Source organism: Halostagnicola alkaliphila (genome assembly GCF_055379965.1).
Genome location: NZ_AP043826.1, coordinates 1,731,046 through 1,746,723, shown reverse-complemented (window position 1 = coordinate 1,746,723; position 15,678 = coordinate 1,731,046). Strand labels below are relative to the sequence as shown.

18 protein-coding genes and 1 tRNA gene are annotated in these 15,678 nt (G+C 55.0%); 6 read left to right on the top strand and 13 right to left on the bottom strand.

The features are described 5' to 3' along the window. Positions 1-58: 58 nt before the first annotated feature. The 4 genes from ACZ5C7_RS13810 to ACZ5C7_RS13795 are packed head-to-tail and all read right to left on the bottom strand — an operon-like array spanning position 59 to position 2,752. The gene (locus tag ACZ5C7_RS13810) at positions 59-700 is read right to left on the bottom strand and encodes a 30S ribosomal protein S3ae (RefSeq protein WP_464376873.1); all 642 of its coding nucleotides are present in this window, start codon (positions 698-700) and stop codon (positions 59-61) included. After that, complete coding sequence (locus tag ACZ5C7_RS13805) at positions 693-1,046, bottom strand: KEOPS complex subunit Pcc1 (RefSeq protein ID WP_464376872.1); 354 nt, start codon at positions 1,044-1,046, stop codon at positions 693-695. Before ACZ5C7_RS13805 ends, ACZ5C7_RS13810 begins: the two co-directional genes overlap by 8 nt. Continuing rightward, positions 1,043-2,278 carry an exonuclease gene (locus ACZ5C7_RS13800; protein ID WP_464376871.1) on the bottom strand — a complete coding sequence of 412 codons (1,236 nt, stop codon included), beginning with the start codon at positions 2,276-2,278 and terminating at the stop codon, positions 1,043-1,045. Before ACZ5C7_RS13800 ends, ACZ5C7_RS13805 begins: the two co-directional genes overlap by 4 nt. Positions 2,279-2,284: 6 nt before the next feature. Next, the gene (locus ACZ5C7_RS13795) at positions 2,285-2,752 is read right to left on the bottom strand and encodes a 30S ribosomal protein S15 (protein ID WP_464376870.1); all 468 of its coding nucleotides are present in this window, start codon (positions 2,750-2,752) and stop codon (positions 2,285-2,287) included. Positions 2,753-3,028: 276 nt separating this feature from the next. On the opposite strand from ACZ5C7_RS13795, the gene ACZ5C7_RS13790 reads away from it, so the two are divergent. Next, a tRNA-Ala gene (locus ACZ5C7_RS13790) sits at positions 3,029-3,100 on the top strand. A gap of 256 nt (positions 3,101-3,356) precedes the next feature. Here ACZ5C7_RS13790 and ACZ5C7_RS13785 read toward each other — a convergent pair. Continuing rightward, positions 3,357-4,052, bottom strand: coding sequence for a site-specific integrase (locus ACZ5C7_RS13785; RefSeq protein ID WP_464376869.1), 696 nt, complete (start codon positions 4,050-4,052; stop codon positions 3,357-3,359). Between ACZ5C7_RS13785 and ACZ5C7_RS13780 the strand changes: the two genes are divergently transcribed. Next, positions 3,996-4,301, top strand: a complete 306-nt coding sequence (locus tag ACZ5C7_RS13780; protein WP_464378452.1) for a MarR family transcriptional regulator — start codon at positions 3,996-3,998, stop codon at positions 4,299-4,301. The genes ACZ5C7_RS13785 and ACZ5C7_RS13780 overlap by 57 nt on opposite strands. Before the next feature lie 316 nt (positions 4,302-4,617). Here the strand turns inward: ACZ5C7_RS13780 and ACZ5C7_RS13775 are convergent, their stop codons facing one another. The 3 genes from ACZ5C7_RS13775 to ACZ5C7_RS13765 form a co-directional block, all read right to left on the bottom strand. Further along, a complete protein-coding gene (locus ACZ5C7_RS13775; protein WP_464376868.1) occupies positions 4,618-5,640 on the bottom strand; it encodes a S8 family peptidase in 1,023 nt (340 codons plus the stop codon). A 56-nt stretch (positions 5,641-5,696) separates the two neighbouring features. Next, complete coding sequence (locus ACZ5C7_RS13770) at positions 5,697-5,972, bottom strand: hypothetical protein (protein ID WP_464376867.1); 276 nt, start codon at positions 5,970-5,972, stop codon at positions 5,697-5,699. A gap of 147 nt (positions 5,973-6,119) precedes the next feature. Beyond that, a complete protein-coding gene (locus tag ACZ5C7_RS13765) occupies positions 6,120-6,674 on the bottom strand; it encodes a tyrosine-type recombinase/integrase (protein ID WP_464378451.1) in 555 nt (184 codons plus the stop codon). A gap of 377 nt (positions 6,675-7,051) precedes the next feature. Here ACZ5C7_RS13765 and ACZ5C7_RS13760 point away from each other — a divergent pair, with 377 nt between their 5' ends. Both ACZ5C7_RS13760 and ACZ5C7_RS13755 read left to right on the top strand, forming a co-directional pair. Then, positions 7,052-8,515: a hypothetical protein gene (locus ACZ5C7_RS13760; protein ID WP_464376866.1), complete on the top strand. Its 1,464-nt coding sequence runs from the start codon at positions 7,052-7,054 to the stop codon at positions 8,513-8,515. Positions 8,516-8,573: 58 nt separating this feature from the next. Further along, positions 8,574-8,789, top strand: coding sequence for an HNH endonuclease (locus ACZ5C7_RS13755; RefSeq protein ID WP_464376865.1), 216 nt, complete (start codon positions 8,574-8,576; stop codon positions 8,787-8,789). A 571-nt stretch (positions 8,790-9,360) separates the two neighbouring features. Here the strand turns inward: ACZ5C7_RS13755 and ACZ5C7_RS13750 are convergent. From ACZ5C7_RS13750 to ACZ5C7_RS13730, 5 genes are all read right to left on the bottom strand, one after another. Then, positions 9,361-9,957: a hypothetical protein gene (locus tag ACZ5C7_RS13750; protein WP_464376864.1), complete on the bottom strand. Its 597-nt coding sequence runs from the start codon at positions 9,955-9,957 to the stop codon at positions 9,361-9,363. Between the two features lie 387 nt (positions 9,958-10,344). Next, on the bottom strand, positions 10,345-10,482 hold the full coding sequence (locus ACZ5C7_RS13745; protein WP_464376863.1) for a hypothetical protein: 138 nt from the start codon (positions 10,480-10,482) through the stop codon (positions 10,345-10,347). A 38-nt stretch (positions 10,483-10,520) separates the two neighbouring features. Then, positions 10,521-10,682 (bottom strand): hypothetical protein, encoded by a 162-nt coding sequence (locus tag ACZ5C7_RS13740; RefSeq protein WP_464376862.1) that lies wholly within the window; start codon positions 10,680-10,682, stop codon positions 10,521-10,523. Next, entirely contained in the window at positions 10,675-10,893 is a 219-nt protein-coding gene (locus ACZ5C7_RS13735) for a HalOD1 output domain-containing protein (RefSeq protein WP_464376861.1), read from the bottom strand. The genes ACZ5C7_RS13740 and ACZ5C7_RS13735 overlap by 8 nt, the downstream gene beginning before the upstream one ends. A 522-nt stretch (positions 10,894-11,415) precedes the next feature. Beyond that, positions 11,416-12,063, bottom strand: a complete 648-nt coding sequence (locus ACZ5C7_RS13730; protein WP_464376860.1) for a hypothetical protein — start codon at positions 12,061-12,063, stop codon at positions 11,416-11,418. Between the two features lie 57 nt (positions 12,064-12,120). Between ACZ5C7_RS13730 and ACZ5C7_RS13725 the strand changes: the two genes are divergently transcribed. Both ACZ5C7_RS13725 and ACZ5C7_RS13720 read left to right on the top strand, forming a co-directional pair. After that, positions 12,121-12,867 carry a helix-turn-helix domain-containing protein gene (locus tag ACZ5C7_RS13725; protein ID WP_464376859.1) on the top strand — a complete coding sequence of 249 codons (747 nt, stop codon included), beginning with the start codon at positions 12,121-12,123 and terminating at the stop codon, positions 12,865-12,867. A gap of 123 nt (positions 12,868-12,990) precedes the next feature. Further along, positions 12,991-15,636, top strand: a complete 2,646-nt coding sequence (locus ACZ5C7_RS13720) for a heavy metal translocating P-type ATPase (RefSeq protein ID WP_464376858.1) — start codon at positions 12,991-12,993, stop codon at positions 15,634-15,636. The last annotated feature ends 42 nt before the right edge of the window (positions 15,637-15,678 follow it).

The following is a 15,678-nucleotide window of genomic DNA, read 5'->3' as shown; positions in this document are numbered from 1 at the left end:
ACCCGTCGCAAAAAAACGATTCGATCGAACGGGAGGTCAACGGCGTGGTTCGAACTGGTTAGTCGTCCGCCGTGACGTCTTCTTCGTCGACATCGACCGCCGTCGCCTGTTCCTCTGCAACCTCTTCGGGGTGCGCTTCGAGGGTTGTCTTCTGAATCTCGACGCGTCGAAGCGGGTAGATCGGCTTCGCTTCGCCGTAGATCGCCGAGGAGAGTCGGCCTTCGACGACGCCGTCGATCAGGTCGTCGAACGTTCGCTCTTGGGCGGCTTCCTCGACCATCTCGACCATCTTCTCTCGGATGGCTTTCTCCTGACTCGCGTCGGCCTTTTTCGTCGTGAATGCGACCGGCTGGATCTGGACGCGGTAATCGTCCGTCGTGAGGACGGTGACGTAGGCCTCGATCTTGGAGGCGCCGCGTCGAACCAGCGAACGCAGGTAATCCCGCGTCAGGGAGTGTTCGACGAAGTCCGTGTACGCACTGTCGCTTCCCACGTCGTTGATCTTGAACGTGAGCTTCGTGTTGTTTTCGCTGGCGGTATTGGTCAAGTCGCCAAGCGTCGTTTCGATGGTCCGTCCGTAGACCTTGTCCGGTTCATCTGCAGGTGTTTCGCCGAGCACTTCCCGGTCGAACTGCTCCGGAGCGTGCACGGTGTACCACCGCTTTTCCTGTTTTGCGCGTGAAACTGATCGTTCACTCATTGTGTTTAGGTTCGTGTTTCGTGTCGGTGTCGGAGTTCGTCGCGGGTGGGGACGCCTCGTCCGCATCCGCGCTCGAGTTCGTCCGACGGTTGGTTGTCTGCGAGTCGATACTGTGCGATGTGCGCTCGGCAATACTGCGAGCGACGTCGAGGTTGACGACGTAATCGTCGACCGTCGAGTGTAAACTGCCGGTTTTCTCGCGTTCGATCCGCGTGACGACGGCTCGAGTCCCGTCTTCCCGGCGCTGGACACTCGTCTCCATCTCCTCGGTATTGTCGGGCTCGAGCGCCCGAGCGAGGAGGTCCGGATCGTCGTGTGTCGTCCGAATCGTCGCTTTCCTCGTCATGTCTGCCCTCGTACTGCCGCGATGATCGTCGATTCGTCCACGTCCGAGTCGTAAGTCAGATAACCGCGCCGTCGGCCCACGTCGTAGCCACACCCGACGCCCTCGCCGTCGAGTTCGCGGGTGATCGCCTCGAGCGCCGACCCGAGGGGGCGTGCGTCGGTCGTTGCAACGCCAGCCTCACCCTCACCGACTGCCAGAACAAGGGGTTCAGGCGACCTGTAGGCCGCTGTGAGTCGGGCGACCGTCTCGACGGGGCCGTCGTCGATGTCGACGACAAAGACGCCGTCGTAGCGTTCGGTCGAGCCGGATTCCAGCGCGGCGTGTGCGCCGCGTCCGTGGTCTCGCCAGGCATCGAGCGCCGGCTCGCGTGCGTCGTGGCCGAGCGTCAACGCGATACCGGTTCCGGGTTCACCACGCGCCGTCGCCTCGAGCACGTCAGCGTAGCCGCCGATCGTCTCGAAGACGGGTGCAGGTTGTCGAGTTGACTCCGGTACGTCTGGCGACGCGTTCGTCGCCGCGTACGGACTCAGAACTCGAGCGATCGCGTTCGAAGCGCCGTCGGTAGCCTCCGGCGTGCCGACAGCGTCGATCGCGACGAGCGAGCCGATCTTTCGGTGCGTCTCCGCGTCTAGCGCGCTCGTTTCGGAGTCGATCCCCTCCGCGGGGACGAGCGCCGAAAACGCCTCTCGAGTCGCCTCGAGATCGCCGGACCACGGAGCCCGCACTCGCGTCGAATGGGCGAGCCCGTCGATCGGGTCCGCCGTCGGCACCGCGACGCCCGGTCGTTCCTCGAGCAGCTCCCGATCGAGCGCCGCCTCGAGGAGCCACTCGGTCTCGCCGGCGCCGGGATCGACGCCGGCGGCGACGACGCCCGCAAGCGCGAGTATTGGATCCGGCGTCGAACCCAGTTCGCGCGCGAGTTCGCAGGCCTCGAGGGTGGCCGGTCGATCCGACGGATCGATCCGGGACGCGTCGCCGTCGACCGCGCCGACGACGAGCGTCCGATCGGTCCGGGGTCGGTCCTGACTATCCTCGGCGAGGGTCGTCCGTTCGCCGACCGTCCTGACGGCGCTCACCTGAAACGGGATCTCCCGTTCGGCGAGCGCGTCCGCGATGACCCCGCAAGCGGCGAGCGCGTCGCCGTCCGGTCGCGCGACCAGACGAACGAAGCTCGCGCTCTCGAGGTCGGCGGTGACGGGTGCGGCTCCGGTCGGACGACCCTCTGTGGACATGGACGATTACTCCTCGAGGAGCGACTTCGCGACGTCGTAGGAGTAGGTGAAGTCGGGCTCGACTTCCTTCCCACGGTAGTAATCGACGAGTCGGCGCACTTTCGATTCGGTGTTCTGTAGCGCGCGCTTGTTCTGGTAGTCCTGTGGGTTCTCCTGAACGTGCTCGCGCAGTCGGATCGCACGCGTCATCAGGCTTCGGAGGTCCTCGGGGAGTTCGGATCTCGCGTCGTTCTCATCGAGGATCTCGGTGAGCTTCTTGCCGGTCGCCAGTTTGACGTCCGGAATCGGCGTGCCCGTGACGCCCTCGTCACGCAGCTTGATGCCGATCTGGCTCGGATCGTAGCCCTGCTCCGATAGTTCGACGACCCGCTCTTCGATCTGGTCTGGGTCGACGTCGCTCCACTCCGGTGGTTCGTCTGCCGTCGGCTTGTCCGATCCGGACGAGCCTCGACGGCGCGTATGCATTCGTGCCATTTGTTGAGGATAGGAAACGCACTGACCGCCGCATATGTCCGGCTCTCGCCGGGTTGCACTTCCGCAATCTCGAGTCACCCAAAGAGAACGGATGACGGGGTCAGATTTGCGGCCGTGCGGTTCCCACTGGTATCTACTCGGTTAGGGACTAAAGGGTTTCTACCTCCGGCTCGTTGGGTGGGGTCCGCTCGAGGAGACGAGTGTGGGTCACTGGCGCAGTCCTCTCCAATTCGAGGGGTTTATCTATTCCCACAGAAAACCTGTAAGTGCGAACGAGGGCTCGTAGATCAGTGGTAGATCATCCCCCTGGCACGGGGAAGGCCCGGGGTTCAAATCCCCGCGAGTCCACTATTTTCCGCCGCGAGCAAATCCGCGAGCGGCGCACATAGTCGTCGAAGCCGGGATTTGAAGCCCTATTACTCGCAGCCCGCGAATGAGCGAAGCGAACGAGCAGGAACGTCTAATCCCGGGTTCAAATCCTAACTAGTCCATGCGTAATTAAGTGTTTCATCCCTTCTAACGCATGAAATACGTTCTCTCGGCCTTTTTCGATGCATCGCTTCGTGGGAGTGCGAACTCCGCGGTTCGTGTGAGTCATTTTCCTTTAAAGATCGGTGATGAAGTCGCGTCGCTGTTCCATCTTTTCGCGGTCTGTTCGTCGGTCGTAGTGGCGCTCGAGGATATCTGAGGAAACGTCACAGCGGTCGCTGACTATCTCCTCGGGGATGTCCTCGCGAAGCTGGTAGGTAATCGAACCTCGCCGGATCGTATGCGGCGAGAGGCTACTTGGACACTCGGAATAGTGGCCGTAGACTCGAGCCTCACAGTCGTCTGGGTCGCGATCGTGCGGACAGTCCTTGTACAGACACGGCTGTGTCAGTCGATACACCTCCGACCGGATCTGACCGGAACTGAGCCGCCCTTGGTCGCTCGTGACGAGCGGCTCGCGCCCGTACTTGTCGACGACATCGTGCCGGTGAAACCGAATGTACTCGTCGATTACGTCGGTATAGTAGTCGTCCAACGCGAGCGGGCGCTCAGCCGGCCCTTGATTTTTCAGCGGCGTATCCGACTCAGGACGATGGCGTAGCCAAACGCACTGTTCGTCCGGTTCGTAGTCGTCGAGGTCGATCGCTCGAAGGCCTCCGAGACGGATTCCCGTGTGCCAGAGAATCGCGACGATAACGTGGCCTCTGCTCGAGCGGCTGTATCGCTCGAGGTAACTCAGGAGCATCCGAGATCGATCCTCGTCGAGCATTTCGTCTCGAGCTTCGTCGGCGCGATCGACATTATTCGGCAAGAAGGTGCAAATCCAGTAGGAGAATTAGCAGAAGAGGATGGTCTTAGAATCTCACATTCCTCCGTTTCTCGGCGATGCAAGAAGCTCGCTGAGCATAGACTACTTACTCCACTCGGCAATGGAGTCTACACGATTACGGATCGAGGAGAAGCGTACCTCGACGAAGAATTTGATGCTGAAAATGAGGTGTATCTCAACGGGAACGGCTTGAGAGATGGGCCAACGGCTACGGAGATCTCTGAATCATGAGCAACCGGAAATCTGCCCGCTGGATGTGTACGCTGGATGAGCGAATCTTAGAGCACCTCGCGGAAGACTCCTGGTCGACGCCGCGCCACATGTCTCGAGTGATAAAATTCGACGCTTCACGTGGGCGCGTTAATGAGCGGTGTCAAATGCTCTCTCAAGCGGGTTTGCTTGCTCCGATCTTCGAGGGAAGTAGCATGTACGAGATCACCAGCAACGGCCAAGAATATCTTACTGGCCGGCTTGACGCTGAGAATCGGCCTTGGCCGTCTCCCCATATAATAGAAAAACTCTCTTAGTAAAATCGGATGGATCCGTGTCAATCATTCACATTACGTTTTTGTGTTCTAGAAGAAATTTCTTCTACAGATTTTTCTTCTACAGATTTCACACACCCTAATGCATTTAACTTTGGATGTGGGTAATTAGGGACCTCATTGCCAGTATTAACAAGTAACTCCTTTATTCTATCTAACTGTAGTTCCGTATTTAATTGCGTTCTTGACTTATGTATTATTGCTGCCACAACCCCCGTCACAAATGGCGCTGCAAAGCTTGTTCCTAAAGTAAAGTGAGGTTCCTTTTCCTCAGTTTCAGCCATTAAGTGTACTGGTGCCAGAACCTCTGGTTTTTCTGCAGTGTTATACACGTTGCCATCCCATGGAGTTACTGTTGAACAAGAGATACAATGAGGGTCCTTGGTACATCCTTTTTGCCCACAAAGTGGTTTGTCTAATGTATATTGGTTGGGGCGATCATTTAAAGTTGGAAGTAGGATTGGACCTGGATTAGTTGTGGTTTTTGCCCCATTCTCGTCATATCCGTCACAGAGGGTAACACATCCACCAACCGTTATTACATCGCTATGTGATCCTGGACAGAAAATATTTCTTGGAGATTGACCAGGCGGAGAGTCATTTCCGGCGGCAGCCACAAACGCAATTCCTTCATTAATAGCTTTTTCTGCAGCAACACAATATAGGCAATCACCATTACAGCCGTGTAGATGGTTTCCTGCAGAAAGGTTAATAACGTCAACATTTTCTTCAATTGCTCGTTCGACAGACTTCAAAAAATTCACATATTTTATTTCCCCGCTCTGGTTGACAGCTTGATACAAATAAAACTTTGCACCATTGGATATAGAGGAGATAATGTTGAAAATAGGGGTGCCATGATATGTGCTATCTTGATTTGTTGCACTTACATACCGTTCTTGATCGATAACAGTTGGTCTAAAGTCATGTTCGACAAAATCAGGAACATCATATATAGAATCTATAACGGCAATCTTCGCGTTCTTAGCATTAAGACCAGTTTCTGGCGCATTAACTTCAGACATATGGGCCTCTAGTATAAAGTCGTAGATTTCGTCACCACCGTCAACACCGGAAGGGGTTATACGTTTCCCCCTGCAAGCACCTCTAAATCTTCCTCAAATTGAAGACTCCGAATAGATTTAGATTGCGAAAGCGGCGTAATCGCTTTCTCTGGGATCGAAATTAGATACATATCTAATGGAAGTTCATTCACAACCTCACCATCATTCTGGCTAACAAGATGTAGGGCCTCCTCAGCACAACCATCCTGAACAACCATAACGACCTCATGGAAACTATTTTCGGCAGGGTTGTCACCAAGAGCAGCTACCTCTGGTTGAATGAACTTGCTCATGGCCTAGTAGGCTCTTTCACCCACATCTTATTAAACTTGTGTAGGTGATTTGCACCCCCATTTAGTAACCTTTTACGGGGCTGATATGTACTGTTACGATAGGAAGTCGGCCATTCATAACCACACTACTTTCTTTCGTTCGCGTCATTATGATTCCGGGCTATAAGTTCCTCTATAATGATCGAAGAACGTCTCGAGATCGTTCCATCCACCCCAATCACACACCAGCAGTGCATCGACATCAGCTGAGGCGAGCGCAGTCGCCCAAGTCCGTCGGAGATCGTGGAATCCAAGATGTGACCAGCCTGCATCACCTGTTTCTTCGTGCAGTTGATTTGCAACTGATCGTACCCATCGCCGAAGTGAGCGCGTACCCGCGATTTCGATGAGAGATGTACTCGAGGAAGCATCCCGAACGTCGTCGATCGTTCGAATTGTCGTCGTCAGATTACCCGGGACAGGCGTTTCACGGAATCTATCGCCTTTCCCGTGCCAGACTCGAAGCATCGTCCCTGCATCTGTGTCAACAATGTCTTCGGGAGCGACATCGAGCACTTCGTGCGAGCGGAGCCCGCACCGCGCACCGAGTGAGAACGCGAGTCGCTGCTGCGTTCCATCGGCGGCCTCGAGAAGATCCGTCACTTCGTCTTGACTGAGCCACACCTTCATGTCGTCACGCTTCTCGTGTTGTTTGAGATTTATGGTGTCCGGTATCTCTGCATATAGGACAAAAACCGGAGCAAACCTAGTTTTTTCGGTGGGGCTCGAGGGGATTCAGGGGTCAATTTCGTCCGAGATTACGGTAGTTCTCGGACACACTATTTCTAATCGAATCATGCAAAGTGAAGTTGCTTGTTGACCGCTGAGAATTCTATCGATTTGAGTGGGTTTTCAGACGGCGTATTGAATGCAGAGCACGAAAATGGTATGAGTCGGAGTGCGATCAATTGGAAGGGGCGAACATTCAGTAAAGGTAAAACAGTGAATAGGATAGCAGACATAGTGGCTGGGAAAATAGCGCATTTTGATGCTTGTGATAAAGAAAAACATTAACTGAGACGAGTATATTATAGGTATCAATGGATTCGAGAGATTTGCTACGTTCTACGACCTCATTTTCCTTTGTGTATGATGCTGAATCGCTGAACCAGATAAATGATACACAGATAGATGTACTTGATAAGCTTGTATATTACAAGCACTATCCGAAATTTAACTTCATTCGTACTGATGCGGACTCGACTCGAGAATCGGTTCGTTCCCTTGAGCCAATTATGATCAATAACTCACCAAACAGAGTCAGAGCACTAAGCGAATCATCAGGTCATGATCTGATATCTGTGATATATGAGGATCAGAACGGGGAGAAAGCCGAAACAACGTCTTTTCATCCATTAGAATATTCAACACAGAATATCGATAATCCGCATCCTATAGAAAGTAGAGAACTCCGACTTGTGAACATATTCAATCGAATAAGGGGTGATCTTCCAGAAGGTGAAGAAGCATTTTTTATTACAGCAAACTCTGAGATTTTGAAAAATCGCCGGAGATTGGAATCAGATATAACCTCTTCAGGAGGTGCTCTAAGAAAATCAACAGATGATCAACTACATATAGTGACGCCTAAGGAAGCAGGGGAAGTAGCGGGATTATTTATGAGAAATCAAGACGATTTCATATATTATCGTTCTTATGACCATAGCGGATCGTATGAAATTGGCCTGATGTTGTGGAGTTTGTCACTCACAAGAATATTCTTACAATATAGCTCGGGTAAGGGCTATATAGGATCTATGCTGGACAGATTTGATTCACTATTTATAGCCATTGATAATGTTGGAGAGCAGTACTATTCTGGGGCCGATAATCATACAGATATGAGAACACGCTACCACTTCAATAATGGAGTATCTCTCCTGACTGGTATCACGGATGTTCTTGCGTTATATATAAGAGATGAGTGTAGTATTGATATTCCTGACAGGAAGACTAATTTACGAATAGGAGATCGTCACCTACTACCTAAACTCAGAAACCACAACGAAAAATTATATAATTATATACATCAGAACCATCCAATGATAGAGATTTTACACATAATCAGAAACAATATAATACACCAAGAGGGTGTGATCACCCGTGGGCCCGGGTACACTATTCAAGAGGAATGGGAAACCGATTGGAACTCACAACATATTAGTTTAGAAACGATAGATAGTCATAAAATTGGTAAAATTTCTAAATATTATCGTCAACTCTCTGACTCAGAGGAAGAATATGATCCTGTGACTAAGTGGGGAATCATAAATCCGGAAGATGGCATGCAAGCTATCCACGAACACACAGCTATCGAACCTTATCGATTCTTGAAACAATCAACATTTCGAATGGCGGAGTTTGCCGATAGATGTCTCGAGTTGCTTGGCCAAGAGAACAGATTTGACAATCTTGATGACTCGGGGTTCGTAAGCAAGTCAAATGTAAATCGTATTATGGACCACGATCTTTTTCCATTAGTGACAATCCATCGGAGTCAATAGCAGGCGCTATAGGGATCAGCAGTCAAATCCATAGTTTCTCCCGTCTCGCGATTATCACGTGATTCACTTTCCCCTCAAGACCTCTGAACATCTCACACGTCGGAGTGATGGCGGTTCTGACGACCCTGAGAACGTGGTTGCGCTCTGTCTGAACTGTCATCGACGAGTACATGAGGGTCGCGATGGTGACGAATTTAATCAGAAACTAAAAAAGTCGCATCACGACATGAGAAGTACCTCTAATCGTTGTCCCCAATACTCAGCTTCGTCCTGACAGACTAGGTAATTGCCGAGACAAATGTGCAGAGGGGACTCAATACACCACAAAGTGTCCTCGAGTACCGGCTTCGCGAACACCTTCATTCTATGGATAGATCTCCGGAAAGGAGAAGCAACAAGAGATGATGATACTCGTAATCAGCATATATTTGTCGCTCTGAGATAAAGATAGTAGTGTAGAACGAAGAGCAATTCCAGTACCTGCCACGCGATACTCAACACCAGTTAGCTTGGTTCCGGTGGTTCAAATCCACACGGGGGCTTACACGCAGAAGGAATGACTGGATCAAAAGTATCGCTAGCTCAATAACGAAGTTACTGAAAGCAACCATGGTAGGATTACTCCAAACTGGAATTGGTAGTATAGTGTTCGGAATGAGCGGCCTCCCACTCGGACCCATAGTAGGGTTAATTGTAGTGGCGTATGTCGTTATGCAGGTAGCCTCCGACTCTTCTGCGTTCCCCACCTGTCGAGTCCCAACTTTCAGTGAAACCCTAATTTGCCCTCAAAGACTGGGGTATCGGGCACACTTGACTGTAAAGGAAGCGATCTCGGATACAGAGTACTAGATGTAGAGTGATAGTATCCAGGCGAGCGGAGACAATAGCACAGAGAAGGTAATAAATATATATAAGTAAGCTAGTTTCCTTTTTATATACTGGATGTTTAAATTATTTATAGAAATAATATCTGCTTTGTCCTTAAGTCTAATTCTGAAGTCTTCGGGTGCATCTGCTGCAAGTGTCCTAAGACGTTCAGAGATATTCGGTTCCAATTTTCCAGATTGTGTTACGTCTCTCATCTCTTGCGGTGAGAAAGGTATTAATTTGAATAGCCTTGAATTTGCTATATATAGCATAAGAATCAGAAATGGGATGAGAACTACGATAGCACCAAGCATTGCTTCAGATAAGGATAGATCGACAGAGAAATCGTATACATATGGTAGCACGATACCGTATCCACTAACAATAAGCATTAAGAAAATATAAAGGCGATTCATATGTTCATACGATTTCTCAAGAACCCATTCTTGTCTATTAATTGCCCTATTGGCATTTTCAAGAGCTACTTCGTATTGAATTGAAGACTTTTGGTATGTTGTAGATTGTTTATCTTCAGTTGTATTTGATTTCTGATCATCTATCGTTTTGTCAACCATGCAGTTACTGTTGAAACTCTCTTATCAAAATACCTTGGCTCTATTAGATCTTATAGTGTATTCTTCGGAAAATCATCCGGGTCAATAACTGACACTTCCCACGTCCCTTCATCTGTTCTCGTCACCCGTACAGGATGATCTTTCACATAACCCTCTTCATCGACCGAAGTTCGCCCTTCGGGAGCACAACACCGCCCGACGTTCTACCAACTTGAACCAACTGATGGATCGGCATGTCCACTTTCCTAATAACCACTAATCTGTTTAAACAGTGGTCTCGCCAATGCGAGACTATGATATTCCTGATGGCGATCTACTCCCTCGAGTCCTATCGCGTATGGGTTCTGAAGAACCTCCACCCGACGAGAAGAGTATCGACGAAGTCTATCACGACCGCAATCTGCTCGCGATCTCCTTCGCGAGGTTGGCCGCGATCCAGTGGCCGGGCTCCGCCAGTTGGGACTTACACGAAGGCTGTCCGGCGATCTCGATCCCAACACCTGCCAGCCAAACCTCGAGCCACATTCCACCCAACCCAAAAAAGCATCCTCGAGCGGCCCCAACTACTCGAGCAAGTTTCCACTCACTCGACAGCCACAGGGGTTGGCTTCGTGGTCGTGCGGACCGCGACTCGTGACGAGAAGCACGGGTTCCCCACAGCGGGGACAGAGCGGAAACGGACAGTCCGCCTCGTCGGCCTCACCCTTCTTCTCATCGTCACTCATCGCGACGCACCCGCGTTTCGTTGGGAGTCACGACCAACGGAATCCCCTGGACCTCGAGCCGGACTTCAATTGACTGATCGGCAGAACAAACCAACCGTTCGAGAGCTTCCGGATCAAACTCTGTTCCGAGCTGATAGGAGTCTCGAGGAAGGCCGTGGTCCTCGAGTGTTCGCACGATGTCCACGACCAAGTTATCAGTAGTTGCGGTCATGGCAATCTCCCTCTGTTGGAAGTTTGAATACCACCGCAGTGTGTTCGACTTCGATTCGTCTGTCGGACGGGATGTTTAAGCCCGCGGAGAAGATATCCAATCATGGCAACAACCCTTCGACCGGGTTGGAAGCCACGTCTCGGGTGTCATCACCACCCGGGGCATTTCAATACGAGCGCCCCCTTCCGTGGAGTTTCTGGCTTCCATTTGACGGCACGTCCTGTATTGTCATATAACTACTGTTTTCGGCGAGGAATAATGTCGTCTCGAGAGGGGAGTAAACGTGTGAAGTGAACAGCGACTACCACCAGAACAGTCACGATATCTCATATCTAATGTGCATCCATGACCGGCGACAGGAAAAGCACAAAATCTCCCGACGAAGATGAGGAGAAAGAAGGAAGGTATGACAAGTACATCGACCGAATATTGGATGTTTTCGGCATATTTTAACTAAAACAGCCGTTGAGCACTTCACCTGTACTTGTCGAGACCATCCTGTGAATTAATAGGGTGATACGGTCAGGAATCCGAATCTGTATCGCCGTCGTCGCTATCCGAGTCCGTGTCTCCGTCATCACTGTCCGAGTCCGTATCGCCATCGTCGCTGTCAGAATCCGTGTCCCCGTCGTCACTGTCCGAGTCCATGTCTCCGTCATCACTGTCTGAGTCGGTGTCACCGTCGTCGCTGTCCGTGTCTGTATCTCCATCATCGCTGTCCGAATCCGTATCACCATTCCCGTCTCTGAAGGCGCTCGAGGCGTCTTCGGTCCATCCCACTCGAGAACCCCGCTCGCTCTCCTGGGACGGTGCGTCTCCGCTCGAGGTCCCGATCGGTTGCTTTCCCGTCCGTTCTCGCCCCGCTACGGTTCGATCCTGACCCGGCCGCTCCTGGGGCTGTCGCTGCTCCCCGTGTCGTTGGTCGCGTCGTTCCGGCTCCCGGCCCGCACGTCGATCTTGCTTACTCGGCGGTTCGTCCTCGAGGACGTACAGAACCACGGGCGGGACGACGTAGGCCGAAATGGCGACGATTGCGAAGAGCGAGTCGACGAAGACCAGCAGCCCGAAGATGGCAAAGGCCGCGGCCGTCGCTGCGTGCGTGGCGGTTTGCGTGTACGCGAGGTAGAACCGCCAGAGCCCGCGGCCCCACTCGAGTGTTCTCGAGAGCACACCCCTACTACGACGACCACCGGGAACCCTTTTTCCCGTCGACCCCTAAGAATAGGTATGCGAGAATTCGTCTTCGCCCTCGAGTACGAACCGGACACGAATCCGGTTGCGGACGTGCTCGCGGCCAATCCCGACGCGTCCATTCGTTCGCTTTCGTGTCACGTCACCCCGGATAGCCTCTGGCGAGTCGATCACGCGACGGGGTCGCCGGAGGCCCTCGAGGAACTCGAGGAAGCCTACCGGGATGCGACCTACTTCGCGGACTGTCTAGTCAAAGACGACTGCGGCGCGGAGTGTGAGACGCAGGTCCTCGACCGCTCGAACGAAACGCTCGTCGTCTACACCTACTGGGATCGGACGCCGGTCTGTACGTCGATCCCGCACCTGGCGCTCGAGTACCTCGGAGAGGGACTGCTGTTCGAGACCTACCGCGAGGGGCACCGATACCGCTGGCGGATCGTTCTCTCGAGCGGCGCGTCCGTCCACACCTTCTTCGACGCGCTCGGCGAGGAGGTCGGCGAGTGCACGGGGATGGAGATGATCCGGCTGACGGAGGTCGATCCCGAACGCGCCACCGCCGACCCCGAAGCCTCGTTGCCCGACGCACAGCGGTCGGCCCTCCGAGCGGCCGTCGAGCACGGCTACTACGAGACACCTCGACAGATCGAACTCTCGGAACTCGCGACGAAATTGGATATCCCGCGGTCGACGCTGTCCTACCGCCTTCGACGAGCCGAAGCCGCCCTCGCGACGACGTTCGTCGACGCCGACGCCTCGATCGAGGCGCTCGCACCCGAAATCTGAACCTGTCGCCCGTCTCTTTCGGAGCCGCATTCGAGATTCGTGTTCTCACTTTGGCTGAAACCAACCTCTAATTTGGCGCACGCCAAATAACGAATATCCACTACCGTCACCTAGGCTGACCTAATGACCGACCCTTCCACGTCGCCGACCTCGAGGACGACCCTCGAGTGTCGGGTTCCCGAGATGGACTGTCCCTCCTGTGCAGGGAAGGTGACGAACAGTATCGAACGCCTCGAGGGGATCGAGGCGATCGAACCGCAGGTGACCAGCGGCCGGCTCGTCGTCGAGTACGATCCGGACCTCGCGAGCGAGAGCGAGATACGTTCGCGCGTGCGGGCCGCCGGCTACGCTATTGCCGACGACGAAACCGAACTCACCGTCTCGGTGCCGGACATGGACTGTGCCTCCTGTGCGAACAAAGTCGAAAACGCGCTCGAGCGCGTCGAACGTGTCGAGGAAATAGAAACCCGCCCGGCCTCCGGCCGCGTAACCGTAAGCGGCGCGTCCGGCCTCGAGACGACGGCGGTCATCGACGCCATCGACGACGCCGGGTACGAGGGGAAACCGCTCGAGGACGACGGACTCGTCGAATCTCGAGACGTCTGGCGAAGTCGGCGGGCGCTCGGAACCGCGATCGGTGCCGTCTTCGTCGCGGTCGGGATGGTACTGGAGTTCCTTCTTCCCGCGCTTGACCCCGCCCTTATCACCGCGTTCGGCCGGACCTACGGCCTCTCCGAGGCGCTGTTCATCGGCGCGGTCGCCGTCGCCGGCGTTCCGATCCTTCGAAACGGTTACTACTCCGCGCGCAATCGGAGCCTCGATATCGACTTCCTGATGAGCGCCGGTATCGTCGCCAGCGTCGCGGCCCACCATCCCTTCGAGGGCGCGATGCTCGCCGTGTTGTTCTCCGTCGCGGAGCTCCTCGAGCGGTTCTCGATGGACCGGGCGCGAGACTCCCTGCGGGAGTTGATGAGCCTCTCGCCGGAGACGGCGACCGTTCGCAGAGCGGACGGCACGGAAGAAGTCGTCGCGGTGGATTCGCTCGAAATCGGCGACACCGTGGTCGTCAAGCCCGGTGAGAAGATTCCGGCCGACGGCGCGGTTACCGACGGCCAGAGCGCGGTCGACCAGTCGCCGATTACCGGCGAGAGCGTTCCCGTCGATAAGACCGCGGGCGAGGAAGTTTACGCCGGAACTATCGCCGAATCGGGTTACCTCGAGGTCGACGTCGAGAGCGAGGCCGACGATTCGACCATCGCCCGAATCGTTCGGATGGTCGAGGACGCCGAACGCGAGTCGACCAAACGCGAGCAGTTCGTCGACCGCTTCGCCAGCGTCTACACGCCCATCGTGGTCGTGCTCGCGGTTGCCGTCGCCGTGCTCCCGCCGCTGCTGGTCGCGGCGTCTTGGAACACGTGGTTCCTCCGCGGACTCACGCTACTGGTCATCGCCTGTCCGTGTGCGTTCGTCATCAGCACGCCCGTCAGCGTCGTCTCGGGGATCACGAGCGCCGCCAGGAACGGCGTGCTGATCAAGGGCGGGCGCCACCTCGAGGCGGTCGGCGAAAGCGAGATCCTCGCGGTGGACAAGACGGGAACGCTCACGACCGGCGAGCTGGACGTCACCGACGTGATTCCGCTCGAGGGGGCGGACGAAGACGACGTTCTCGCCCGCGCTGGCGCTATCGAACGGCGGAGCGAGCACCCCGTTGGCGAGGCAATCGTCGAGGCGGCGGCGGAACGCGGGGTGGCGTCCGACGCTATCGGTGTCGGCGACGAACCCGATAGCTCGGACGAGTTCGCGGTCTCGAACTTCGAGGCCCTCACCGGACGAGGAGTTCGCGCGGATCTCGAGGGCGTCACGCACTACGTCGGAAAACCGGATCTCTTCGACGGACTGGCTGATCTCGAGCACGTCCACGCGACGGACGGCGGAACCGTCCTCGAGTCGGAACCGGAACGAGCCGAGTGGGACCACGAATCGATCCCGAGCTGCGATCGCGAGGATTGTCTCGATGTCCTCTCCGAGGTCGTCCCGAAACTCGAGGCGGACGGAAAGACCGTCGTCGTCGTGGGGACGGAAGACGGACCGCTCGGAGTCGTCGCCGTCGCGGATCAGGTCCGGACGGAGGCATCGTGGGCCGTCTCGCAGTTACAAGAACAGGGAATTAGGGTAGTGATGCTCACCGGAGATAACGAGGGAACCGCACGGGCGATCGCTGGCGAGGTCGGCATCGACGAGTATCACGCCGAACTCATGCCCGAAGAGAAACTCGAGTGGATCCGACGCCTGAAAGGAGACGGCGACGCGGAGCCGGACGAACGCCTCGAGGCGGACGCTGGCACCGGCGACGATGGAGCGTTCGCGGCCTCGTCGCCCTCGAGAAGCGTCGCGATGGTCGGCGACGGCATCAACGACGGGCCGGCGCTCGCGACGGCGACGACCGGTATCGCCATGGGTGCGGCGGGAACCGACACGGCGCTCGAGACGGCCGATATCGCGCTGATGAGCGACGATCTGACGCGGCTGCCGTACCTCTACAGACTGTCGGGGAAGGCAAACGGCGTCATCCGACAGAACATCTGGGCGAGCCTCGGCGTGAAGGCCGTCCTCGCGGCCGGCGCGCCGTTCGGTATCGTCACCGTGATCCACGCCGTCGTCATCGGAGATATGGGAATGAGTCTCGGCGTAACTGGCAACGCGATGCGACTCGCGCGCGAAGAGCCTGCGACGCCTGAGACGGAGTCTGGTGCCGTTGACGAAGGATGAGCCTGGGGGCGAGAGACTCCCAGAAAGTCGCTTCGACCCCCA

What these genes read in the sequence shown, in the direction of transcription:
- ACZ5C7_RS13745 (WP_464376863.1), bottom strand. Translation starts at nt 10,482, where the DNA reads ATGTGGCTCGAGGTTTGGCTGGCAGGTGTTGGGATCGAGATCGCCGGA.
- ACZ5C7_RS13740 (WP_464376862.1), bottom strand. Translation starts at nt 10,682, where the DNA reads ATGAGTGACGATGAGAAGAAGGGTGAGGCCGACGAGGCGGACTGTCCG.
- ACZ5C7_RS13805 (WP_464376872.1), bottom strand. Translation starts at nt 1,046, where the DNA reads ATGACGAGGAAAGCGACGATTCGGACGACACACGACGATCCGGACCTC.
- ACZ5C7_RS13810 (WP_464376873.1), bottom strand. Translation starts at nt 700, where the DNA reads ATGAGTGAACGATCAGTTTCACGCGCAAAACAGGAAAAGCGGTGGTAC.
- ACZ5C7_RS13760 (WP_464376866.1), top strand. Translation starts at nt 7,052, where the DNA reads ATGGATTCGAGAGATTTGCTACGTTCTACGACCTCATTTTCCTTTGTG.
- ACZ5C7_RS13800 (WP_464376871.1), bottom strand. Translation starts at nt 2,278, where the DNA reads ATGTCCACAGAGGGTCGTCCGACCGGAGCCGCACCCGTCACCGCCGAC.
- ACZ5C7_RS13770 (WP_464376867.1), bottom strand. Translation starts at nt 5,972, where the DNA reads ATGAGCAAGTTCATTCAACCAGAGGTAGCTGCTCTTGGTGACAACCCT.
- ACZ5C7_RS13725 (WP_464376859.1), top strand. Translation starts at nt 12,121, where the DNA reads ATGCGAGAATTCGTCTTCGCCCTCGAGTACGAACCGGACACGAATCCG.
- ACZ5C7_RS13775 (WP_464376868.1), bottom strand. Translation starts at nt 5,640, where the DNA reads ATGTCTGAAGTTAATGCGCCAGAAACTGGTCTTAATGCTAAGAACGCG.
- ACZ5C7_RS13750 (WP_464376864.1), bottom strand. Translation starts at nt 9,957, where the DNA reads ATGGTTGACAAAACGATAGATGATCAGAAATCAAATACAACTGAAGAT.
- ACZ5C7_RS13795 (WP_464376870.1), bottom strand. Translation starts at nt 2,752, where the DNA reads ATGGCACGAATGCATACGCGCCGTCGAGGCTCGTCCGGATCGGACAAG.
- ACZ5C7_RS13735 (WP_464376861.1), bottom strand. Translation starts at nt 10,893, where the DNA reads ATGACCGCAACTACTGATAACTTGGTCGTGGACATCGTGCGAACACTC.
- ACZ5C7_RS13720 (WP_464376858.1), top strand. Translation starts at nt 12,991, where the DNA reads ATGACCGACCCTTCCACGTCGCCGACCTCGAGGACGACCCTCGAGTGT.